The sequence below is a fragment of the Paenibacillus silvae genome, from assembly GCF_014639235.1.
In the GTDB taxonomy this organism is placed as follows: domain Bacteria; phylum Bacillota; class Bacilli; order Paenibacillales; family Paenibacillaceae; genus Paenibacillus; species Paenibacillus silvae.
Window position 1 is genome coordinate 200,725 of record NZ_BMFU01000006.1, and the last position, 22,187, is coordinate 222,911.

Consider the following 22,187-nt stretch of genomic DNA (forward strand, 5'->3'; position numbering starts at 1 on the left):
ATTCGGCATTTAAGCAGCACAAGATATATTTTCCACACCGAATTGAGAGGGGTTTTATCTTTGAAGAAAACATCATGGTTATCCAAACTAACATCGACCGTAGCGGCAGGTGCAGCAGCTTTTATGCTGTTTGCAAGCTTTGCGAGTGCTCACGTCACCGTAAATCCATCCAATGCACAGACAGGTGCATGGCAGATGTACACCATTAAGGTGCCATCCGAGAAAGAACTGCCAACCACCAAAATTACACTGAAAGTCCCGAAAGAGGTTACGTTCAAGCAATATCAGCCGCTGACGGGCTGGAAAATTTCTACCGAAAAAAACGACTCGAAAGAAGTGACCTCCATTACGTGGGAGGTTGACGGAGATAACCAGGGCATTCTGGCTGGACAATTCCAGCAGTTCAACTTTGTTGCACAAAACCCGAAGAATGAAGCAGAAGTGGCCTGGGATGCTTTTCAATACTACAGCGACGGAAGCATTGTAGAATGGACAGGCCAGCCTGACGACAACAATCCGCACAGCATCACCACGATTAGTGAAGACCCTGCAGTTGCGGGTAATGCCGCAGCAAGTGACGGGCATGACAGCGCAGGTACCGCAGGCAGCACGTCAGGTAGCGCATCGAACGATACAGCCTCCGACACTGTAACGGATGGCAAAAAAGCAAATGACGACACCACTCTCGGAGATGCGCTCTCCGATACGGTAACAGGTCAACCTAACAACACGGATACGGATACGGGAACACTGAAGCTGCAGCAAGCAACGCTGATTGTCTCCATTCTGGCTCTGATCATGTCCTTCCTGGGCATCGCACTCGCAACACGTCGCAAAAAGCGTTAATTCACTATTGAATAAGCAGCTTCATCATGGAATGAACAGCTAACTCTCATGTAAAAAGGAGTCTGCGCCATAAGGGAACATCCCTTTGGTGCAAGACTCCTTTTTAACATAGAATGATGATTCGATGTATGCCACCCGCAATATGGCAATACACGCTGGTTTTTAACGCTGCTGATCCGTTTGAATCATCACTTCAATGTACTGATTCAAGCTCCGCTTCTGCATTTCTATGGCTTGAATACGCTTAGCCAGGCCTGCGAAAAACTCTTCAATCTGCTGCCTCGTATGATCGGCAGATTGTCCTTTCCAATCGTTCAGACGGCTGTACAGCGCTCTGGCCTCCTGCTCATCCGCTTGCATGCGAATCAGCAGCTGTGACAGCTCTTTCTCCGCAATCCGCAGATCATTCAGTTCCACCAGCAATTGTCCGCTCATCCGTGGTTCCCTCCCCCTCAGTGCACGTTCTTACCTTGAATGCTCATCTCCAGCCTGCCATATATAATTAGTTAAAATGTACCGGGCTCTCATCCGCCTGCCGGAAAGCCTCCGCCTTTTCCTCAATAAAGTTCAGGAACTGGCTTGTATGCTTCATATGCCACGTGCTCAACTCCTGAATGGATGCGTCTAACTGAGTCACAATAGGCTCCAGCCTGCGGCTGCGACTTGAATGTAAATATTGAGCCATACGTGTCCGCACCTGATTCAGCTCGGCATTGCATTGCTGGGCATTTTGTTTCCAGCGGGAAGCCACACTTTTCAGTTCTTCCGGCGTAACCTGAATTAGGCCAGACCCCAGCGCTGCTGCCATACCTCTGCCCGCACCGCCTCTTAGTCCCATCGGGCCTACCGCTTTGCTGAGCGGTCCGAGATTCTCCATAAGCCTTGGCGAATAACGAACACGCTCACCCGTGATCGGATCATACAATTCGTTGGAAATATATCCATTCTTGAAGTTATACTGATCCAGGCTGTGGTAGTTTCCCCCCCCAAAGGTATTCTTAATTTTATCAATTAGACTTACACCATTATTGGCATCTGCGTAATTCGAATCGATATAATACGTGGAACCCACATGACGATCATATCCGCCTAACGTTCCGCTGGCGACCAGATCGCCCGGACTCGCATAGTTCACCACTTGTCCATCCAGCTCGCCCGCTTCGACCCTGCGACGCATTTCGGGCGTCAGATTGCCCATAACCGAAGGTGCGCTGAATGTAACCGCAGGAAGGCCTGTATAAGCAGAGGCATACTGTGCATCCCCACCGCCAAGAGAGTGTCCTGTCAGAGAGAAATTCAGATCGCTATACTTTTCTTTCATATGGTTCGCGTAATCTTCCGACTGGTACATCTGGTTCGCCCAGCCCGTAGGCGAATAGGTCTTTTCAATATCCTTTACGCGATCGCCCGTCCAGTTTTGTACGTCTCTTACCCGGTCGCCCGCCCAGTTCTCCACTTTGGAAATCCCTGTGGAGTCTTTGATATTTTGAACGCCTCTATCGAGCCAATCCGGTGTCAGGCTGTCTACAAATTGTGCCGCATCTTGTTGACCTTTGCGGATCAACTCTCCGCCCCCGATGCGTCCATCCATGATAAAGTCAGGCACCGACCGGTCCAAAGAGGCACTCCCCTCGGTTCCCCGGTAGGCAATGACCGCTTCCTTGGTCTCCGGATTATAGAAGGTCACGGCATCGAACCCGGAAAATTTATTGCTTTCTGTGCCCTCCAGCACTTGCCACCCGGGAAGCTCGGTCAGGCGGTCACCTGCCTTTTGATCCTGATAGGCTAACTCCGATAAAGTTTTGTACGTTTCATCATCGATGTTCCTGCCGTTACTCAATCACTGCACCTCCCCTTTTATTTGGCGTATGGATCATGACCATTAGCTTTAATGACTTCTTCCAGCTCAGGACTGATTACAAGATTTTTGGTGATTTTTTTCTTATAGTCGTACGATATGCCAAAGTTCTGATCCTCATGATCCTTCACATGCCCTTTAAGTCCGATCTGCGACATCGCCATCTCTGGCAGCAGTTCCTTGCTTGTAACTACCACATCCAGTTCAAACTTTTCTTTAAAGTGCTGCACCACAACTTTCTCAGCCTCCTGGTACAACGCCTGTTTCTCACTTTCGGTCATCTTCTGACACCCTCCCAGCAATATAGTGAACACCATCATCAGTGCGAATAAACTTCTCATCCATGTTGTGCGCGGAATAGCAATTCCCCCTTTTGGCTCAAACCTATGTAAGTAAAGAGCGCCCCCTCCACCTGTTACATGCATCATAGTACAAAATCAACATAAGACACATCCGCTCACAGGAGCGTTTTCCTGAAACTTTTCTCCTATATAAGTTGAACTAAAGAATTTACACAATCCACTCCGATGACAGAACAACCTTCCAATCGCTGTTATCCCCAGATTTTTTGGATTCCCTTTTCCAAAGGGAAAAATCCGGTGATAAAGGCGACCGCTCCGCTTTTTCAGGTTTTTTCTGTCCTCTCCGTTCACGTGTAAATAAATAGTTCAACTTATATAGATGATTCATGCCTATATTTGGGTGTATATTACCCGGTTCTAAGACTGTTGTACCAACATAACCCTAACTTTTTCCATATAAAAAACAAAAAACTTTCTTTTGAACACCGTTCGGTGTCAAAAGAAAGCCTTCTTTGTTTGCTATGCTCCACTGAAGCTCGAATGTTCTAAAAAGAGCCTGCTCTACAAACAAGCAGCTCTTTTCATCTGCCAGCCAGATCGGCTCGGCCTTTCCTGTTATTCCAGCACCATCCGCAGCGCGGTCAGCACAACCCCGATAATAAATCCGGTCACTGCGCCGTTGATCCGAATCCACTGCAGATCCTGCCCCACCTTGTCTTCAATTAGCGAGATGAGCGAAGCATTGTCCATTTTATCTACATTTTCACGAACGAGATTCCCGATTTTGGAATGGTTTTTCTCCAGCAGCGTGGTGACGCCTTCTACAATCTTCGTATTCATACCTGTCATTAACGCTTCATCCGCACGCAGATCAGCCAGAACTTTCTCAATCGCAGTCAGTGCATACGTATCTACGTAACGACCATCCTCCATCGCCACCAACGCTTTATCCCGCATCTCAGTGAGTTTGTTCAGCACGGTTTCCTCGGCATTCCAGCCATCCAGCAGATTGTTCTTCCAGCCGTTAAGGCCATCCTGCACAGCTTCACTCACCGCAAGACGCATCGCCTGCGTACGCAGCATATTCAGCACTTTGTAGCGCAGCGCACTGCCTTCCCGTTTCATATCCTCTACCCGGTCAAAAAGATATCCTTGAATAATGCTGCCCAGACGGTCTTCATTCAAATAACCCATAAACGCGTTCATCGCAAACTGCATGAGTCCGTTCATCTGGATACCACTGATCGCTTTCATGCCGCTTTCACCGAGGAACATAACGGTTTCCGGCTGTACGAGCCACTCTTCCGCCTGCTTGAGCGCATAATCCAGAGCCTGAGCATCATATCCTCGCTCCGTGACCTGTACTGCGGCCCGTTCCAGAATAGGCCCCAAGTCAAACGCCCCGGCCTGTGACTTGATCTCTTTGGCAACCATCGGAGCAATCTGCTCCAGCGGCAGTCCTGCCAAAATGCGTTTGCACAGCGTATCGATCATCGTTTTGATGCCGTCACTGTGCAGCTCCCGACCTAGTGTGTCCAGTACAATCTCAGCTGCTTTGAAGCCAGCAATTTTCTCTGTGATGCTGTCCTTGTTCAGCAGATTATTCTCAACAGCAGAGACCAGACCCTCTGTCATCTTGTCCCGGTTTTTAGGCAGCAGTGCCGTATGGGGAATTGGAATACCAAGCGGATGGCGGAATAGTGCCGTTACTGCAAACCAGTCAGCAAGTCCTCCTACTAGCCCCGCCTCAAAAGACCCTACCAGAAGTTTACCTACGGGAACCCCCTGAAATGGCAAGGATGCCGCGAAGCCGGCACCCATAATAACGAGAGACCAGGCTGCTGCTGTTTTGGTTTTTTTAGGTTTAGCCATCATTCATCTTGCTCCTTTATCATTCATCTTGCGGCACGGGTTGTCACCGAAATAACCGCATCTTGTCAGTTAGGATTATGTAAAAGCTTCCTGCCGCTCGACTGGACAGATCTCGATTCATGAAGAGCCGTTGTACCGAGTACGCTTCATTCTTTTTCTCATATACTTCATCTTATCACCCGGAAGCGCTAAAACCAAACCTGCGGCTGCCGAAAAAGGATAAAACAGGAGTCTTTTCCCCTGTGGCCTTACTATGCTTTTTCAAGTGCAGGTAAACTTTAGTATAATAAGGGAGGACAGGCCGGTATACATACGATTGGCTGCCAGGCTACAGGGTAATAACTTCCCGATTGCAGGGTAATAACATTATGTTGAACCAAAGAATCAAAGGAGGAATGACAGATCATGAAACACGTTCAGGACACAACAACACTTAATAACGGGGTCAAAATGCCTTGGCTTGGGTTTGGCGTATTCAAGGTGAAGGATGGAGACGAGGTCGTAAACGCTGTAAGAACAGCGATAGAGGCTGGATATCGCAGCATTGATACCGCCAAAGTATACAATAACGAAGCCGGTGTCGCGCAGGGTATTCGTGAAACCGGTGTTGCCCGTGAGGATCTGTTTATTACAACCAAGGTATGGAACAGTGACCAGGGGTATGAAAGCACGCTCGCTGCCTTCGAAGACAGCATGAAACGTCTGGAGCTTGATTATCTTGATCTCTACCTGATTCACTGGCCTGTCAAAGGCAAGTATAAAGATACCTGGAGAGCATTGGAGAAGTTATATAAAGAAGGACGTGTACGCGCCATCGGCGTGAGCAACTTCCAGATTCATCATCTGGAGGATCTCTTGATGGATGCAACCGTAAAACCTGCTGTCAATCAGGTTGAGCTTCATCCGCTGCTCACCCAGACAGAGCTGCGTGAGTACTGCAGCAAACACGAAATCCAGATTGAAGCCTGGTCTCCGCTCGGACAAGGCCATCTGATGGAGCATCCTTTACTTCAGGACATTGCTGCCAAGCATGGCAAGTCTCCGGCACAAGTCATTCTGCGTTGGGATCTTCAGAACGGCATCGTGACTATTCCGAAATCGGTAACGCCTGAGCGTATACGTGCCAATACCGAGCTGTATGACTTCGAGTTAACTGCTGAGGACATCGAACAAATCAACAGCCTGAACGAGAATAAACGTTTTGGTGCCGATCCCGACAATTTTAATTTCTAAATTATAATGATGTGATAGATTTTATAATCTCAGATGTTAATTACACCCGCCTTCCTTTCTGTAAGAGCGGGTGTTTTTTGTATGTTATCTGCCCTGTCATAGCAGAATATAGCAGAACTCTTCAAAAGATGATGTGCCTTCATCTGATTCGAGATTTTATTTTTTTGTCAGAATAGAACAATTTCGTCCGCTCATCAGTCTAACGAACCCCTACTCTACGGCAAAATTGAACCACTGCTCGGTATTAAACCTCGTAATCCAGAGATGAGATATGAAGGCATCGGCTTTTTGAAAACCATTGAATATTTTAATCAAAAATAAGCTTAGAAGGAGAGTGACTTGAATGCGTATAAAAGAGGTTAACTTGTTCACAGATCAAATTGAGGACATGAAGGAGTTTTACGGTACGTTATTGGAGTTGGCGCTGCTGGAGGAGAGTACATCGTCGGTATCGTTCCGCGTAGGAGATTCCATCCTTGGATTACAGGAGGCTTCTGGTCAGGAAAAGCCCTTCTATCATGTCGCTTTCACGATTCCAACAAATAAACTCGCTGAAGCCAAGAAGTGGATTCAAGCTCGAAACATCTCTTTGCTTTCCAAGGACGATAAGGATGATTTCTATTTTCCCTACTGGGATGCAACAGCTTGCTATTTTTATGACCCAAGCGGTAATTTGATGGAGTTGATCGCTCACCATTCGTTGGAAAATGCAGTCGAAGATGCCTTTGATTCCAGGCAGCTGCTATGCATTAGCGAGATTGGTCTGCCTGTGGATGACGTTCCTGACACCATAAGCCAAATGAAGGGACAGTATCACCTTGAACCCTTTGCCGGGGACGGAAAACAATTTGCCCCGATTGGTGACGAAGAAGGCATGTTTATTATCATCGACAAAGAGAAGGCCTGGTTCCCCGACGGGCGTATGCCTGGTGTTTTTGCCACTGAGGTAAAGGTTGCAACGGGGCGGACTGGGAGCATTTCGTTACAGAATGGTTTGTACTCAATTGTTTCGATTTAATTTGGAGAGCCATGTGCTAACTATATCGTAAACAACTGGCTATTTTCACAGTCGAAAAAGGGGGGCCTGATGACATAATTGTCTTCGTGTCCCTAATTTTGTCTTGATGAAATTGAATATCCGAACATATTTAGCTTATCTCTATTAAATGCGTGTATTCCCAAATACGTCCTTCATCTTCATTAATACCATAATCCGCTGGTTCATTTACATCATATAAAATTCTAGCCCACATTAGCCCCTCTATTGGGTCAACAGCGCTACTAAATTCCTTACCATAGCACCAATATTCTCTTAGTTCTTCACCATCCCACAGTTCTTCGCATCTATAAAGTAAATAACGCGCTCCTCGCTCAAAAATCCCGATTCAGATGTCGAACATCTGGAATCGGGATTTTTATTTAGAGTGCGGAATATACTTACCCTTTGGACACCAGCTTGAAATCATCAAAGTGAAAACCTGGTGCAACGACACAAGTGACCAGTACCGGTTCATCACCTAGCGGACGTGCGGTCTGCCATACTCCCGCAGGAACAAGCACCTGCGGAGATTGTCCTGCCGCGATATCCATACCGAGAACAAGCACTTCCTCATTCTCAGGGTTCTCACCGCTGCCGCCCAATTTCAACTCAATTGGACTGCCGCTATGCCATAACCACAGCTCGTCCGACAGCACGGTGTGCCACTCGGAGATTTCATGAGCATGCAGCAGGAAATACGTTGAACTTGCTGAGAATCGCGGACCCGAATATGCATCTGGCAGAACGGATTGCGGAATTTGATATGATGCCTTCCAAACTTCCTTATACCAACCACCTTCAACGTGCGGCTGCATATCAAGTGCAGCGACGAGCGGTGATAATTCATGTGTTGTCATAACGTCTTTCCTTCCTTCCAACTCATTTTCGAGGGGCTCCCGATCTGGAGTCTGACCTCGTTCTCCTTACTCTAAAACAACATTCCCGATTTGTCACCTTGACAACCAGCTTCCTTACACTCGCAGCCCTTATCCATAAGCTGTCAGGCTTCACCTACTCACCATTTTATTTTCGTATCACAAAATTCATGCATCTTCCAATGATAGCGTTTACAAAAATATGAATTTTCCGTTATGATATGGATATCCACCTAAGAAGCGACTTGAACCCTGAAGTAGAGAGGAGCTGCATAATGAGTCTCATCGAAGATCGGATTGGACCCAAATATCGAATCGGTGAATACGCTTTTACCATTGAACATATGCGAAGACATGACGGCAGCGCAATGCCGCAGCCTCATGCCCATCCTTTTTACGAATTATATTATCTGCTTGAAGGAGAACGGGTCTACTCCATGAATGGACAGATTCTGCCTGCACGCAAAGGTGATCTTGTGCTTATCAACCCGCATGATGTACATACCACCTCCAAAGGTAACAAGCCTGGCTTCGAGCGGATACTCGTCGGATTTTCTCCTGCTTTTGCCACAGGCATGGAGCTGGGAATCTGCGGTCTGCTGCCATTCGAATGCTCCAGTCTGCTGCGCCTTCCCGAGTCCGATCAGCCTGAAATTGAACGTATTCTGTGGAAGATGCTGCAGGAGTGTAAGGAACGGCGGCCGCACTACGAGATTGCTGTCCGAAGCCTGCTGGCTCAGCTGCTTATTCTGATCCACCGAGTTCAAGCCGTTATACGAGAAGCTAATCCAGGCTCCCTGCACCCGATGCAGGACAAGATCAGTGAGATTGTAACCTATGTAAACCAACACTATACGGAACCCCTTACCCTGGAAGGTACGGCAGCCCGCTTCTATATCAGCCCTTCATATCTGAGCCGAATGTTCAGCCGTCTTACGGGGTTTCGATTCAGTGAATACCTGCGGATTGTGCGCGTGCGTGAGGCACAGCGAAGACTGCTTTCAACACAAGAACGTGTACAATTCATAGCCGAGAAGGTTGGCTTCGAGCATACAGCCCATTTTAACAAAACATTCAAACAAGTCACCGGAACAACGCCGCTTCGTTATCGCAAGGAACATCGATGAACGGCACATCATCTAAAGAACAAATCAAAAGGACAGCCGCGCTCCAGCTGGCCCCGCTTTCCACTATCGGAGAAGCGATCCCACTTCTGGAGCTGCGGCTGTTTATTTATAACGATGAAGCATTTATCTGCGAATGATAACGCCATTTCGTACTTCCGGCCCCACCGAGATCTGCCGGCCATCAGTATCTGCATCCGCTTCCCGGCATACAATACCTGCAGAATCCAGCCCGGTAACCAGCAGCAGCTTGCCATCAGCTCCCATTCCGCGAATGCCCTCCAATGCCGCACCCTTGCAATTATGCAGATGAATGAGCGGGCCTTCCGTAATACGTGCCTGAAGATTCGTAATCTGCAAATGTTTCGCCTGAGCACACTGGACACCGGTGCGAGCTTCAACGCTATAACCTTCAATGCTCACACTGTCCAGAGGCATCTCAGGCAGACCGCTGACAAACAGAGCTGTATCGGCACCAGCACAGACCACTTCCGAGATTCGAATGTCTCTAAAGACCGGTGTCTCCTCACTAACCTCCTGTGCCAGATCACCACCCCGTGCAGACCCTTCCTGATTGGCATAGAAAAAGGAAAACGAGATCGCTTCCATAATGATATCCTTCATATAAATACGCTCGATCTGAATATCTTCCACAATCCCGCCGCGCCCACGTGCGCTCTTGAAACGCAGACCGATATCTGTACCGATAAACGTACAATCCATCACCCGTACATGCCGGACCCCGCCCGACATCTCACTTCCAATAACAAAACCGCCATGACCATGGTACACCGTGCAATCGCGAATTGTGACGTATTCCGACGGCAGTCCAAGCTCACGCCCCTCTGCATCCTTGCCTGACTTCATGCAGATTGCATCATCACCAACATCAAATACACTTTGCTCTACCAGAACATGACGGCAGGATTCAATATCAAGCCCATCCCCGTTCTGGGAAAACCATGGATTTCTTACACTCACATTTCGAATCGTTACATGCTCACAAGCCCAAGGATGCAGATTCCAGGCAGGTGAGTTCTGGAACGTTGGCCCGTCCAGCAGGACCCGTGTGCAACGGCGCAAACTGACCATGTTTGGACGCAGAAAATCCCGAATGCCTTGATATGCAGCGACATCAAGAACCTTCTCCCTGTGCAGCCTCTCGGCAAGCGCTGTACCATCAAGCGCAGATTGTGAAGGCCACCAGATCTGTTCGTCTTCACCAGCCTGTTCTACAACCCCGCCTGAAGCAAGCAATCTCTTCCACTGGGAAGCCGTCATTTTGGAGCGTTTAACCGGACGCCAGGCTTCACCGCCCCCATCCCATACGCCTTCCCCGGTAATCGCAATATCTTCGAGTCCGTCGGCATCAATGGGAGATTGACAGCGTACAGCCTGCCAGCCCTCAAAGCTTGATGCAATCAGCGGATATTGGTCAAAATTCCGACTGAAGGTGACCAGTGCCCCGGCCTCTACGTGCAGTTCAATCCGGCTGCGAAGCACAATAGGACCGGTAAGCCACACTCCAGCAGGAATGATAACTCGGCCTCCACCCGCATCGGCACATGCAGCTATAACGAGGCGAAATGCCTCTGTATTATCCGTAACGCCATCTCCAACAGCACCATACTCCGTAATGTGATACTCACGTTCAGGAATAACAGGCAGTGTCACTTCATAAGCCTGAATATCAGACACGCTGCCTGATCCTGCTGACTTTGGGGATTGATATATGTTCATGGTGCATAATCATCCTCTCTACTGTGGTTATCTCGTTCCATCATATCAACGGCATGCTGGTGCAAGGTTGAGCTTTTTTGCCATGTACAGGGTGAACTTGATGTTATTTGTTATATATCTTCCTTTCTGATTAAGAAAAGGGACACCAACTAAAGTATACAATATACTCAAATTCCAATGTTTGTAATTCATTTAGAACTATTGATTCATTTTTCTGCCAAGATTCGTCACAAGTCTTCTGTTTACCTAACACATATATAACGTAATTAATGGCTATAGCCCTATAAAAACCATTACTTATGTCATGTTTTATCACAGACTAATTGCTATTGGCAGGATGACTATGTATGATTAAATAACTACTTTGCAATATTTCCTGTTTATTCCTTTTACTATCCGTTGTAGAAAGGGTGTGTGTTCTTGATTGAATTCAAAAGTGTCCAAAAGCATTTTGGCCATTTCCACGTCCTCAAAGATATTCATCTTCGCATCGAAGAAGGGGAGGTCGTGGTCATTATCGGACCCTCAGGCTCTGGCAAAAGCACACTGCTCCGCTGTATCAACCGACTGGAAACCATTAGCGACGGCGAGCTCATCGTCAGCGGCATTCCCTTACATCAGAAAAAGGTGGATATCAACCTCTTCCGCCGCGACATCGGCATGGTGTTTCAACATTTCAATCTATATCCCCACAAAAAAGTCATCGACAACATTACTCTTGCACCCATCAAAGTACGCAAACAACCCAAAGCCCAGGCAGCAGCAACAGCCATGAAATATCTGGAGCGTGTCGGCATTGCCGATAAAGCAGACAGCTACCCTTCCCAGTTGTCCGGTGGACAGCAGCAGCGTGTAGCCATTGCGAGAGGGCTCGCGATGGAGCCCAAAATTATGCTTTTTGACGAACCCACGTCAGCCCTTGATCCCGAGATGATCGGGGAGGTGCTTGATGTCATGCGTTCCCTTGCCCATAACGGTATGACGATGGTTGTGGTTACACACGAGATGGGCTTTGCCCGTGAGGTAGCCGACCGGGTTATTTTCATGGACGAGGGCCGGATTGTGGAAGAAGCCTCCGCGGCGGAGTTTTTTGACAATCCCAGAGAAGAAAGAGCACAGCAGTTCCTTAGTCGTCTGATCCATCATTAATTTTCTGTTCATCAGAATTTCAATCTTGTTTCACAGATTTTAATCTAATTTCGAAAGGGGTCTTATACGGATGAAACTGAAAAATATATTGAAATGGCCGTCTTTGACGTTGATGATGCTTCTGATGCTCTCCCTTATTCTGTCAGGCTGTAACTCTGGCACAGATACACCTTCTGCAAGCGGCGGGGACGATGCACAAGCGAAAGGAACGATCGAACAGATCAAGGAACGAGGCAAGCTCATTGCAGGTGTAAAATACGACACCAAATTGTTCGGGCTCAAAGATCCGGCGAGCGGGAATGTGGAAGGCTTCGATATTGATATAGCGAAGGCGCTGGCCAAGCAGATCCTCGGAGATGAAACGAAGGTGGAGCTGAAGGAGGTCACATCCAAAACACGTATTCCGATGCTGCAGAACGGAGATATCGACATTATCATTGCTACGATGACCATCACGGATGAGCGTAAGGAGCAGGTCGATTTCAGTGATGTATATTTTGAGGCAGGACAATCTTTGCTGGTGAAAAACGACAGTGACATCGTCGGGCTGGAGAGCCTGGATGGCGTAAAGGTGCTTGCCGTGAAAGGTTCCACGTCGGCACAAAACATTCGTGAAAAGGCACCGAAGGCCGAGGTGCTGGAGTACGACAACTACCAGGATGCCTTCACCGCACTGAAAGCAGGTAAAGGCGAAGCCCTGACAACCGACAATATCATTCTGATCGGTATGCAGCAGTCAGACAACAATTACAAGCTGGTTGGCGGCAATTTTACCAGTGAACCGTATGGCATGGCAATCCGTAAAGGAGACACGGCCTTTGTCGAAGAGGTTAACAAAATGCTGAAAGAACTGAAGGACAGCGGCGAGTATGACACGCTGCATGAGAAGTGGCTCGGCAGCAAGCCTGAGTAACGTTTTTAAACTGGAAGAACGGGGGCTCTTGTTATGGGCACATTGGATTTTAGCGTACTGTTCAGGCACTCCGACCGGTTTATTGAAGGATTTCTGAATACGATTCAAGTAAGTGTGATGGCCCTGATTGGCAGCTTTGTGCTGGGAGCCATTCTAGCGATCTTTCGCATCTCGCCAGTCAAACCTTTGAACTGGTTTGGTACTGCCTTTGTTGAGTTTATCCGCAACATTCCTTTGCTGCTGGTTGTGTTTTTCTTCTATCTTGGGCTGCCTTCGCTGGGTATATCTCTGGATGGATTTGTGGCAGGCACACTGGGGTTAACGATCTACACAGCTGTTTTCATCGCGGAAGCGATTCGGGCAGGTATTCAGACGGTGCCGAGGGGGCAGATGGAAGCGGCACGCTCCTCCGGGCTGTCCTATATCCAGGCCATGAACCTGGTCATTCTGCCGCAGGCCATCAAAATTGTACTGCCCTCCATCGGCAATCAATTTATCAATCTGGTCAAAAACTCTTCCATCCTGGCGGTTGTAGCCGGTATGGACCTGATGTATTTTGCCGACATTGTGAACTCGGATACGTTCCAGCCGTTAAGTGTATATACCATTGTTGCCTTATTCTATCTAACGCTGACCTTACCGCTCAGCTTTCTGGTGCATTATATGGAACGCAGATTTGGACAGAGTGATGCAGAGGCACGCAAACCCAAAGGCAAGCCTGGCAAGAATAAACCCGCCGGGCAGGTTACGATGTAGGATGAATGGGTCGATGATGAATAAGGCGATGAGGCTAAATCGAGGATGATTGTGGGTCTTTAGGCTGGCGCCTGCTTCCGATCTTAGGTTGCTACGATTTATCGCACAGCGTGCAGCTTCCGGCATGCACTGTCCTGTTTCATAACAAGGGTGATCAATCATTGGACATCGTTTATCAACTCCATCACTGAACAGCATGTTTCGAATCATCTTTGACTCATCTTAGGCCTATCTTTGGCTCATCTTTGACCCATCTTTGACCCATCTTTGACTCATCCAAGTGAATGTCTCTATATACCGTTCATCCGCTGCAATCTGTTGAATTACGTTTCGCCATTGGGACTTTCGCTTTGGCACTCATTGAAATTGATATCGCTCACCGAAGGAGGCATCTGATGTATGGATTTCAGCGGGGCCTATGAATGGCCTAACCTTCGTTTCCTGCTGCAAGGATTTTGGGTGACCCTGCAAGTCGCGGGGTTATCCATTGTGTTCAGCTTTATACTGGGTACACTGCTCGGAACGCTGCGTTACACACGTATTCCCGTCCTCTCACAGATTGTCGCTGTCATCGTGGACACCATTCGGAACCTGCCATTGCTGCTAATCATCTTTTTTATCCATATCGTACTGCCTCAGCTTGGTATCAAAATGCCAGCTTTCTGGTCCACAGTCGTGGGACTAAGTCTGTTTGAAGGCGCCATGATCGCAGAAATTGTGCGAAGCGGACTCAAGTCAGTAGAGCGCGGTCAAGTGGAAGCTGCCCGTTCCTCCGGACTGAGCTACATGCAGACACTCAGCGCTATCATTATGCCACAGGCTCTGCGCCGCATGTCTCCGCCAATGGTCAGCCAGTTCATCTCACTGCTCAAGGATACGTCACTGGCCATCATTATCTCCTTGCCGGAGTTGATGCGCAATGTGCAGATCCTTGGTGGTCAAAGCTTCGATTACATTATCCCGGCGTTGCTGCTGGCAGCAGTGCTTTATTTCATCATCAACTACTCCCTCTCCATCGTTGCAAGAAGGCTTGAAGCACGTATGAACTAGTGAGAAAGGAGAGGGTGATAAGGCAAAGTAAATAGGGATATGTGGAAGTGAGGGCGGATATGTGAGAAACGGAATGTGTGAACAGGGAAGCGAAATATGTGAAAGTGGATGCGGCGAAAAGTGAAACTTGTTAGCTCGATGATGGCATATGGCTGGCAGGCTGGAATTCTAACGATTCGAGATGACCTTATTTAGCCCGTTTGCAGGTGTTTTGAAATCTAACGATTCGTACAAAGCTTATTTTGCTGATTATCCCCATTTCACAGGAGTTTCGGCCACTTTTCAGCGAAATAACGTTGCTAGGAATCGTTAGATTTTTTATGCCCATTTTTTTGCCCAAATAAGGCTTCTGGGAATCGTTAGCGTTCCGCTACTCCCACTGGTTGCCACTGGTTGTCTCGTTCTTTGTTTCTTTCATTCCTTCTCTCTTTGTTTCTTTCATTCCTTCGTTCTCTGCTTCTTCCTCCCTTCGTTTTCTGCTTCATTCATTCTTTCTTCTTTGCTCATTCATTCCTTCGTTCGTTCCTTCCTTGATCCATTCCTTCATTCCTTCATTCCTTCATTCCTTCATTCCTTCATTCCTTCATTCCTTCATTCCTTGATTCTTTACCTCGTCCTCCCTCAGTTCCTCCCGCCTCTCACCATTCCACACCACTCCTCATGTTTATCCCGTTTTCATCCCGCTCTCATCTCGTTCTTACCTCGGATCACTACAACTCGCATCGCTATAACTCGCATCGCTATAACTCAGATCGCTGCACCACTTCGTCGCAGCTCCGTCTGCAACAACGATATGGGCAGCATTGCAGGAGCAAGCTTCAGCTTTACTGCCAAAGCAGCCGCTGTGCCCGCGGCCTCTCCTGTTGCCATGCAGCTTGGGGTCAGTCTGGTGGTCGCATGGGCCTCATGTGTCGTAGAGATACAGCGTCCTGCAGCCAGCAGATTACTTATATTTTGCGAGAGGAGACAGCGATATGGAATGTCATACGCTCCGTCACTCTGGATAAACGCCGCTGTCACACCTTGCCCGGATGGATCATGAATATCAACAGGATAGCCACTTCTGGCGATTACATCGTTGAACTTCCGCCCTGTAACTACATCCTCCTGCGTCAGCGAATAATGCCCGATCACACGCCTGGATTCCCGAATACCAATCTGTGGTGCAACAGCAGAGATGGAAGCCCGCTCAAACCCCGGAACGTCACGGCGCAGAAACTCGGCAATCAGTAACACCTGCTTTCGTCCTTCCTGCTCTGCCAATGTCAAATCCATAACATCTGTTGCGTTCAGCCCCTGCACCCGGGTGCAGTTAATTAATACCTCATCTTCAGCTGGGCCGGTAAAAAACAACACCTGATCGCGTTGGATCGGCACCGCTGCTTTCTTCCAATGCGAGTAGAAGCCGCTCACACCCGTTAACGGGATCGTGTCCAGCTCGGCAAAGGGCGTTTTCTCATAAAAATCCTCAGGATGCTCCTGCATGTACTGCTTCACACGCTCAAGATTTACACCGCGCATGCGAAATTTCATGGTCATCGGCTGAGACTGACTGTCCGTATCCCGTCCCTGTGCGACCGCAGCTCCAGCCAGGTAGGCCACATCCGCATCACCACTCGCATCAACAAATACATTTGCCTGAAGCTCCAGCTGACCCGATTTACTCGTCACTCGCACAGCTTCTATACGGTCATCTGCCACAGCAACGCCATCCACGAAGCTGTGCAGCAACAGCCGCACACCCGCTTCCTTCAGCATCTCTGCCGCAACCACCTGATAGACTGCCGGATCATAGGGTGTCACAGTATGCACAAAACCAACCGTATCCCGCAGATGCCCCGGCGAACCTCCGCATGCCTGCAAGCGGTCTACAATCTCCTGGGCAATCCCCCGAATGACCTGCTCACCCTGCTCGGTATGAAACGTCATCCATGGATAAACCATAGCGGCCGTTGACATCCCGCCTACGAAGCCGTAGCGTTCTACCAGCACAACGCGAGCCCCCTGCCTTCCTGCGGCAATCGCCGCCGCTATTCCTGCTGGACCTCCGCCAACGACGACGACATCCGCTGTCTCCCTTTTTAAATGCTTATGCTCACCCATATGTTATCTCCCCTTTCCGCTTCTACTTCTACTTCTATTTCTACTCTTACTTCTCAATTTTTACTTTCTTCTTCCCCTAATCCCCACTCTCCAATTCCTACTTCCACTTCTTCCAATCCACTTTCATCAATTCTGTCATCTCACCTATTCCTTCAGCCCCGTCATCGCCACACCCTCAATGAAACGCCGCTGCGCCAGGAAAAATACGATCAATAGCGGCACGGTCGCCATCACCGTAGCACTCATCAAATACTGCCAGGCTGTGCCCACCTCATCCGTAAACAGGGACAACCCCAGCGGCAGCGTCATCAGCTCTCTCGAATTGATAAAAATCAACGGATCAAAGAATTCATTCCAGCTCGTCACAAATGTAAAAATAGTCAGCGTCGCCATCCCCGGCTTGGCCAGGGGCAGCATAATCTGCGCGTAAATCCGGTACCGACTGCAGCCGTCAATCATGGCCGCTTCCTCCAGCTCGGTAGGTACCGTTATGAAGAACTGCCGCATCACAAAGATGCCAAATACACCCCCAGCGCCAAAGATCGGCAGTAAAATCAGCGGAAGATGTGTATCAATCCACCCCAGCTGCCGCATAAACAGAAACATCGGAATCGCCGTTACCTCATGCGGAATCATCATTGCACTCAGCAGGATGAGAAAGACCACATTCCGTCCCTTAAACGGAATCTTGGCAAAGGCATAACCCGCAAGGGAGGCAAAAAACACCGTCCCAAGTACCACTAAGGCAGAGATATACACGCTGTTCCCGTAAAAACGGTGAAATGGAATCAATCGAAACACATCGGTATAATTCTGAAATTGCAAACTGTCCGGTATCCACTGCGGCGGATAGGTAAATATGTTTTGCGGTTCCTTGAGGGATGTCGAGATCATCCAGATCAATGGAACAATCATGATCAGCGAAACTGCCGTCAGTATCAAATAGGTGCCAACAGCAGCCCCCAACCTCCGGCCTGTCAAACTAGGCATCGCCTTCACCAAATACCCACCTCTTTCGGAGCTGCCATTGCAGCAGCGTCAGAATCAGGACAATCAGGAACAGCACATATGCAAGGGACGAGGCATAACCGAATTGAAACAGCTTGAACGCTTTTTCCCAGATGTAATAGACCAGAACCTTCGTGCTGTTGCTTGGCCCGCCTTGGGTCATCACATAGATCTGTCCAAATACCTTGAGCGACCCAATGACAGTCATCACCACGGTCAGAAATACGGTCGGCGTAATCATAGGCAGGGTGACGTTGAAAAAGGAAGCCCTTCTGCCCGCGCCATCCAGTGTCGCCGCTTCATACAGAGAACGTGGGACTTGCTGAAGGGCTGCAATAAACAGCACCATGTTCAGACCGACATTTTTTAGCACACTCGTCACAATGACCGCAGGCATCGCCAGGTTCGGATTGTACAGCCAAGCAGGGCCTTTAATGCCCATCATCAGCAATAGCTGATTGATTAGCCCCGATTCTGTCGCGTACATCAGCTTCCACACGATGGCCCAGACAATTAATGACGTCATCACCGGGACGAAAATGGCCGTTCTGAACAGGCCGATCCCTCGAATGCTTTTGGATAAGAGCAGGGCGAGCAGCAAAGCGAGTACGATATTCAGCGGCACCAGACCTGCCGTAAAGTAAACCGTATTGCCAAGCACTTCCCAGAACATGGCGTCTGTCATAATAGCCCGGTAATTGTCCAGTCCGATAAAATGATGATCCCCGAGCAGCGGCCAATCCGTCAGGCTCATATAAAAAGCAAGCCCCATCGGAAACAAGAGCAGCAGGGTAAAGCCCAGCACCATCGGTGAAATAAACAGCCAGCCGGCAATCTGCGCCTCTCTGGCAAGCGGCCCTCCGCGCCTCAGCTTGTTAGAGCGGCTCACGTCCCGTCCCTCCCTGAACCTGATCTGTCCGAAAATTCCACACGATCAGAAGAAAGCTCCGTAGGATCAGAAGGGTCCATATGTCCAGTAAAAGATGATTTTGGGCCAGAATGGCCAGCAGCCAACGATTCAGAAACAGACTGTTCCGATCCCGAAGGTCCCTTTTGCCCCAGACGATCTATCGCATTGCGGAAGCTGCTCACGGCTCTGCGCAGCTGATCCTCCGTCTTACCTGTGACAATGGCCCCGAGCATAATAGCCTTGATGCCGCTATGATGAAGCACGGGCACATCCTCCGATACCAGCTTGCGCTGGGAAGGAACCAATACCGGAACCCCAGCCTTCAGGACAAGCTGCCGATAGTGAAGCACATCCGCGAAGCTTAGCGGCGTGCCGTATTCTTTTCCCGGTACAATCGAGGCTTCCAGCGCAGTGAAACCGAAGTGCGCAGCCGATTCCACCAGAGACACATCATAAGCATCGTTAATGGCAAACGTAGCTTCCAGCCCCGGATCATGCAGCATAAAGGACGGCAGATGATGCGCATAGATCGAATAAAAGTCAAAACCCAAACCGGCCAGGCGCTCCACATCCTCCCTGCGTGTTCCTTCAATGCTTCCTGATGGCACAACGCCGAACGGCCCTCCGAACTCTGAACGGATTGCACGAAATATGTCAGTGTATTCATCCAACGGACCAAAATAGTTTCCACTGGCGCGATGTCCCACATTATAGTGCACCTTCAGTGCATCCGCGCCTTCCTCCAATGCTGCCCGCGCCAGTGTGAGATCATTCCCGGGCAGACTGACGATGAGCGACAGCGTTTTTTCATCCAGCATCGTCTGTAATCGCGCCGTCTTTGAAATATCCTCTCTATCCCAGAGATGACCTGCCTTCTGCGAATCCTGCATAACCTTGCACCTCCTATGCCTGTTTCATCTCCTGTGTCTGTCTCGTTTTCTGTGTCTGTCTCATCTTCAGTGTCTGTTCCGTCCTCTGCGGCAGCTGTATCTTTTGCATAACAGGCGCCGGGCTTTGTCCGCTCGGGCCGCTCTTCACTTTCCTTTTACGATCTGTTACGATCTGTTACGACTTCTACGGTCTGTTACGATCTGTTCATCTCTCCACGATATCCTGCTTGTTATCCCCTGTTACGGTTGTTGGTTTGGTTGGTTGTTGTTTGGTTGGTTGTTGGTTTTGTCCGGGTAATGTGTCGTTACATCTATGACTTATCACTGCTTTCTTGGCCTTTTCAGGGCTGTAGTATTTGCTGTACTTCTGCTTGCATCTGCTTGAGATTATCCTCGGGAGCCGCTGTCCGAGCAAACAACCGATCAAATCCCTGCAGTACCGCATTATCAATATCCTGCCAGCGAATATGCCCCGGAATCAGCCGCGCTTTTGGCATCTCATCAATAACAGCCTGCACGATATGCTCCTTGCTCGGATTGTTTGGCTGCTGGATGAAGGCGTCGGAGTTCAGCACCGAAGTACGCGCAGGCACAAAATACGTCGCGGTGGCCTGAGTGCCCTGTTCACTGGCAAAATACTTCAGCAGCTTCTTCGTCTCCTCCGGGTGTTTGCTATCGTTAAACATCGCATACCCCGCCTGCCCCAGCATCGGTACACTGCCCTGTGAGCCGGACGGCATAGGTGCAATGCTCCATTCGAAATCCTTGATCTCCCTTGCTTTGGACACATAACTGTAGTTATCGAAGAACATGCCCACATTACCAGCATCAAAGCTCACCTGCTCTCCCGCTTTCGGGTGGGATTCGTCGGTAAACATCATACGCTCCAGCATGGCAAAGGTCTGTACACCGTACTCATCATTCCAGGTAAACGCTGTCATATCCTCATTAAATGGCCCGCTTCCATTCGACCAGGAATAAGAGGAAAGCACTGCCCAAGTCTTCCAGTCCCGAAAAAAGTTAGCCCCATAGATGCGATTCGCCGCATCCTTGCTGGTAATCGCTTTGGCAGATGCCTCAAACTGCTCCCACGTCCACTCTCCTTTGGCAGCCAGCGTGTTCGGATCGGTCAGCCCGGCCTTGTCAAACAGCGTTTTATTATAAAACATCACCACCGGCGGTGTGGAAAACGGCAAGCCTAACAGTTGATCTCCCTCACGGAAGAGATCCAGCGTGCTGGGAATATAATCGTCCAGCTTAAATTGTGCATCATCCTTGAATGCCGACACGTCGGCCAGGATGTGATTGGCCTTGAACTGTGGTATCATGCGTTCCGATACCCAGGCCAGATCGGGAAGCGAACCCCCGGCGGCAAGCACTGAGATTTTCTGCTGATAATCGGCAAAGGGTACAGATTCCATCGTCACCTTGATGCCCGGGTTTTCTTTTGTAAAACCATCGATCAGCTTGTTGTACACATCAATGTGTGCCTGGTTGCCCCACATCATGAACTTCAGCTCTACCTTGTCGCTCTCTCCGCCAGAGGCGTTAGAGTTACCCGCCTTTTCGCCGCTTGTGCACCCGATCAGCGCGGTAATCATAAGTAAGAGAATCAGCGTCAGTCCTGCTTTTTTCATGGAAATCCCCCTTATGGCGTTATAGTATTCCTGTGCCACCCCAGTATATCGAAAGCGCTGCTTGCTCCTAAATCACGTCAGTTGCAGAAATGGTACGGAATTTAAAGAGGTTTTTTCGTGCTGTATCCATCACGATACTCCCCTGCCGTACACCCCATCTGCTGCTTGAACACGAGCATGAAATGCTTTGGACTCTGGTATCCGGATAACCGGGCAACGTCATAGATTTTGAGCCCGGTGTTGACCAGCAGCCATTTGGCTCGCTCCATTCTTGCCTCCGCAATATATTCCGAGTAGTTGATGCCTGTCTCGGTTTTAAACAGCTGGCTCAGATAGGTCGGGTTCAGGTTGACCAGCGCAGCCATCGTCTGGAGCCGCAGATCACCATCGGGGTGCTGATGGATATGCTCCTTCACGCTGCGAATAATTTTGCGAGGTTCCCCGTGATCCGGCTCTGCTGTGCCAGAGGATTCTGGTATGGGAAGTGTAGAGCGGCCGTATTTACGGTCGAGCAGCGATTGCATTTTTTGCACACATTTTACCAGCTCATGACGTTCGATTGGCTTCAGCAGATAACTTAATACCCCGTGCTCCATCGCTTTGCGTGCATATTCAAACTCCCCGTACCCACTGATGATAAGTATCAGCAGATCAGGGTACATCTCTCTTGCCAGCGAAACCAGCGTCAATCCATCCATCTCGCGCATGCGGATATCGGTGATTAATACATCGGGCACTTCGCAGCGCAGCACCTGCAGCGCCTCGGCCCCGCTTGCCGCTTCCCCCACCACCTCAAACTGAGGTGAGGCCTGTACTATCAGCTCCCGCAATCCCTGACGGATCATCGTCTCATCTTCGACAAGCAGCACTTTATACATCTGT

20 protein-coding genes are annotated in these 22,187 nt (G+C 49.2%); 8 read left to right on the top strand and 12 right to left on the bottom strand.

Going from position 1 to position 22,187, the window contains the following annotated elements; genetic code table 11:
* Window positions 1-60: 60 nt before the first annotated feature.
* Window positions 61-846, top strand: coding sequence for a YcnI family copper-binding membrane protein (locus tag IEW26_RS20260; protein WP_229729942.1), 786 nt, complete (start codon window positions 61-63; stop codon window positions 844-846).
* Window positions 847-1,008: 162 nt separating this feature from the next.
* On the opposite strand, the gene IEW26_RS20265 is transcribed toward IEW26_RS20260, so the two are convergent.
* The 4 genes from IEW26_RS20265 to IEW26_RS20280 form a co-directional block, all read right to left on the bottom strand.
* On the bottom strand, window positions 1,009-1,281 hold the full coding sequence (locus tag IEW26_RS20265; RefSeq protein ID WP_188593641.1) for a hypothetical protein: 273 nt from the start codon (window positions 1,279-1,281) through the stop codon (window positions 1,009-1,011).
* 67 nt (window positions 1,282-1,348) lie between these two features.
* The gene (locus IEW26_RS20270; protein ID WP_188593642.1) at window positions 1,349-2,686 is read right to left on the bottom strand and encodes a Tle-like phospholipase domain-containing protein; all 1,338 of its coding nucleotides are present in this window, start codon (window positions 2,684-2,686) and stop codon (window positions 1,349-1,351) included.
* A 17-nt stretch (window positions 2,687-2,703) separates the two neighbouring features.
* On the bottom strand, window positions 2,704-2,985 hold the full coding sequence (locus tag IEW26_RS20275) for a hypothetical protein (protein WP_229729943.1): 282 nt from the start codon (window positions 2,983-2,985) through the stop codon (window positions 2,704-2,706).
* A gap of 636 nt (window positions 2,986-3,621) precedes the next feature.
* Window positions 3,622-4,881, bottom strand: coding sequence for a DUF445 domain-containing protein (locus IEW26_RS20280; RefSeq protein WP_308423539.1), 1,260 nt, complete (start codon window positions 4,879-4,881; stop codon window positions 3,622-3,624).
* Between the two features lie 402 nt (window positions 4,882-5,283).
* On the opposite strand from IEW26_RS20280, the gene IEW26_RS20285 reads away from it, so the two are divergent.
* Both IEW26_RS20285 and IEW26_RS20290 read left to right on the top strand, forming a co-directional pair.
* Complete coding sequence (locus IEW26_RS20285) at window positions 5,284-6,111, top strand: aldo/keto reductase (protein ID WP_308423541.1); 828 nt, start codon at window positions 5,284-5,286, stop codon at window positions 6,109-6,111.
* Window positions 6,112-6,454: 343 nt separating this feature from the next.
* The gene (locus IEW26_RS20290; protein ID WP_188593645.1) at window positions 6,455-7,129 is read left to right on the top strand and encodes a VOC family protein; all 675 of its coding nucleotides are present in this window, start codon (window positions 6,455-6,457) and stop codon (window positions 7,127-7,129) included.
* A gap of 419 nt (window positions 7,130-7,548) precedes the next feature.
* On the opposite strand, the gene IEW26_RS20295 is transcribed toward IEW26_RS20290, so the two are convergent.
* A complete protein-coding gene (locus IEW26_RS20295) occupies window positions 7,549-8,007 on the bottom strand; it encodes a cupin domain-containing protein (protein WP_111269332.1) in 459 nt (152 codons plus the stop codon).
* Between the two features lie 293 nt (window positions 8,008-8,300).
* Here IEW26_RS20295 and IEW26_RS20300 point away from each other — a divergent pair, with 293 nt between their 5' ends.
* Complete coding sequence (locus IEW26_RS20300) at window positions 8,301-9,152, top strand: helix-turn-helix transcriptional regulator (RefSeq protein WP_145405591.1); 852 nt, start codon at window positions 8,301-8,303, stop codon at window positions 9,150-9,152.
* A 123-nt stretch (window positions 9,153-9,275) separates the two neighbouring features.
* Here the strand turns inward: IEW26_RS20300 and IEW26_RS20310 are convergent, their stop codons facing one another.
* On the bottom strand, window positions 9,276-10,889 hold the full coding sequence (locus IEW26_RS20310; protein ID WP_188593646.1) for a glycoside hydrolase family 28 protein: 1,614 nt from the start codon (window positions 10,887-10,889) through the stop codon (window positions 9,276-9,278).
* A 420-nt stretch (window positions 10,890-11,309) separates the two neighbouring features.
* Between IEW26_RS20310 and IEW26_RS20315 the strand changes: the two genes are divergently transcribed.
* From IEW26_RS20315 to IEW26_RS20330, 4 genes are all read left to right on the top strand, one after another.
* Window positions 11,310-12,038 (top strand): amino acid ABC transporter ATP-binding protein, encoded by a 729-nt coding sequence (locus IEW26_RS20315; RefSeq protein WP_145405589.1) that lies wholly within the window; start codon window positions 11,310-11,312, stop codon window positions 12,036-12,038.
* A gap of 76 nt (window positions 12,039-12,114) precedes the next feature.
* Window positions 12,115-12,951 carry a transporter substrate-binding domain-containing protein gene (locus IEW26_RS20320; protein ID WP_308423546.1) on the top strand — a complete coding sequence of 279 codons (837 nt, stop codon included), beginning with the start codon at window positions 12,115-12,117 and terminating at the stop codon, window positions 12,949-12,951.
* Window positions 12,952-12,984: 33 nt separating this feature from the next.
* Window positions 12,985-13,707 carry an amino acid ABC transporter permease gene (locus IEW26_RS20325; RefSeq protein ID WP_188593648.1) on the top strand — a complete coding sequence of 241 codons (723 nt, stop codon included), beginning with the start codon at window positions 12,985-12,987 and terminating at the stop codon, window positions 13,705-13,707.
* Window positions 13,708-14,106: 399 nt separating this feature from the next.
* On the top strand, window positions 14,107-14,757 hold the full coding sequence (locus tag IEW26_RS20330; protein ID WP_188593649.1) for an amino acid ABC transporter permease: 651 nt from the start codon (window positions 14,107-14,109) through the stop codon (window positions 14,755-14,757).
* 747 nt (window positions 14,758-15,504) lie between these two features.
* On the opposite strand, the gene IEW26_RS20335 is transcribed toward IEW26_RS20330, so the two are convergent.
* The 6 genes from IEW26_RS20335 to IEW26_RS20360 form a co-directional block, all read right to left on the bottom strand.
* Complete coding sequence (locus IEW26_RS20335; RefSeq protein WP_188593650.1) at window positions 15,505-16,860, bottom strand: FAD-dependent oxidoreductase; 1,356 nt, start codon at window positions 16,858-16,860, stop codon at window positions 15,505-15,507.
* 144 nt (window positions 16,861-17,004) lie between these two features.
* The gene (locus tag IEW26_RS20340) at window positions 17,005-17,850 is read right to left on the bottom strand and encodes a carbohydrate ABC transporter permease (RefSeq protein WP_188593715.1); all 846 of its coding nucleotides are present in this window, start codon (window positions 17,848-17,850) and stop codon (window positions 17,005-17,007) included.
* Window positions 17,843-18,676 carry a carbohydrate ABC transporter permease gene (locus IEW26_RS20345; protein WP_229729960.1) on the bottom strand — a complete coding sequence of 278 codons (834 nt, stop codon included), beginning with the start codon at window positions 18,674-18,676 and terminating at the stop codon, window positions 17,843-17,845. Before IEW26_RS20345 ends, IEW26_RS20340 begins: the two co-directional genes overlap by 8 nt.
* A gap of 77 nt (window positions 18,677-18,753) precedes the next feature.
* Window positions 18,754-19,668 carry a beta/alpha barrel domain-containing protein gene (locus tag IEW26_RS20350; RefSeq protein ID WP_229729944.1) on the bottom strand — a complete coding sequence of 305 codons (915 nt, stop codon included), beginning with the start codon at window positions 19,666-19,668 and terminating at the stop codon, window positions 18,754-18,756.
* A gap of 341 nt (window positions 19,669-20,009) precedes the next feature.
* On the bottom strand, window positions 20,010-21,305 hold the full coding sequence (locus IEW26_RS20355) for an ABC transporter substrate-binding protein (RefSeq protein ID WP_188593652.1): 1,296 nt from the start codon (window positions 21,303-21,305) through the stop codon (window positions 20,010-20,012).
* 101 nt (window positions 21,306-21,406) lie between these two features.
* Window positions 21,407-22,183, bottom strand: coding sequence for a response regulator transcription factor (locus tag IEW26_RS20360; protein WP_188593653.1), 777 nt, complete (start codon window positions 22,181-22,183; stop codon window positions 21,407-21,409).
* Between the last annotated feature and the right edge of the window lie 4 nt (window positions 22,184-22,187).

Coding starts and splice junctions, on each gene's coding strand:
- IEW26_RS20335 (WP_188593650.1), bottom strand. CDS start 16,860: ATGGGTGAGCATAAGCATTTAAAAAGGGAGACAGCGGATGTCGTCGTC.
- IEW26_RS20325 (WP_188593648.1), top strand. CDS start 12,985: ATGGGCACATTGGATTTTAGCGTACTGTTCAGGCACTCCGACCGGTTT.
- IEW26_RS20280 (WP_308423539.1), bottom strand. CDS start 4,881: ATGATGGCTAAACCTAAAAAAACCAAAACAGCAGCAGCCTGGTCTCTC.
- IEW26_RS20290 (WP_188593645.1), top strand. CDS start 6,455: ATGCGTATAAAAGAGGTTAACTTGTTCACAGATCAAATTGAGGACATG.
- IEW26_RS20355 (WP_188593652.1), bottom strand. CDS start 21,305: ATGAAAAAAGCAGGACTGACGCTGATTCTCTTACTTATGATTACCGCG.
- IEW26_RS20275 (WP_229729943.1), bottom strand. CDS start 2,985: ATGACCGAAAGTGAGAAACAGGCGTTGTACCAGGAGGCTGAGAAAGTT.
- IEW26_RS20285 (WP_308423541.1), top strand. CDS start 5,284: ATGAAACACGTTCAGGACACAACAACACTTAATAACGGGGTCAAAATG.
- IEW26_RS20310 (WP_188593646.1), bottom strand. CDS start 10,889: ATGAACATATATCAATCCCCAAAGTCAGCAGGATCAGGCAGCGTGTCT.
- IEW26_RS20295 (WP_111269332.1), bottom strand. CDS start 8,007: ATGACAACACATGAATTATCACCGCTCGTCGCTGCACTTGATATGCAG.
- IEW26_RS20360 (WP_188593653.1), bottom strand. CDS start 22,183: ATGTATAAAGTGCTGCTTGTCGAAGATGAGACGATGATCCGTCAGGGA.
- IEW26_RS20340 (WP_188593715.1), bottom strand. CDS start 17,850: ATGCCTAGTTTGACAGGCCGGAGGTTGGGGGCTGCTGTTGGCACCTAT.
- IEW26_RS20300 (WP_145405591.1), top strand. CDS start 8,301: ATGAGTCTCATCGAAGATCGGATTGGACCCAAATATCGAATCGGTGAA.
- IEW26_RS20350 (WP_229729944.1), bottom strand. CDS start 19,668: ATGCAGGATTCGCAGAAGGCAGGTCATCTCTGGGATAGAGAGGATATT.
- IEW26_RS20345 (WP_229729960.1), bottom strand. CDS start 18,676: ATGGTGCTGGGCTTTACCCTGCTGCTCTTGTTTCCGATGGGGCTTGCT.
- IEW26_RS20265 (WP_188593641.1), bottom strand. CDS start 1,281: ATGAGCGGACAATTGCTGGTGGAACTGAATGATCTGCGGATTGCGGAG.
- IEW26_RS20330 (WP_188593649.1), top strand. CDS start 14,107: ATGGATTTCAGCGGGGCCTATGAATGGCCTAACCTTCGTTTCCTGCTG.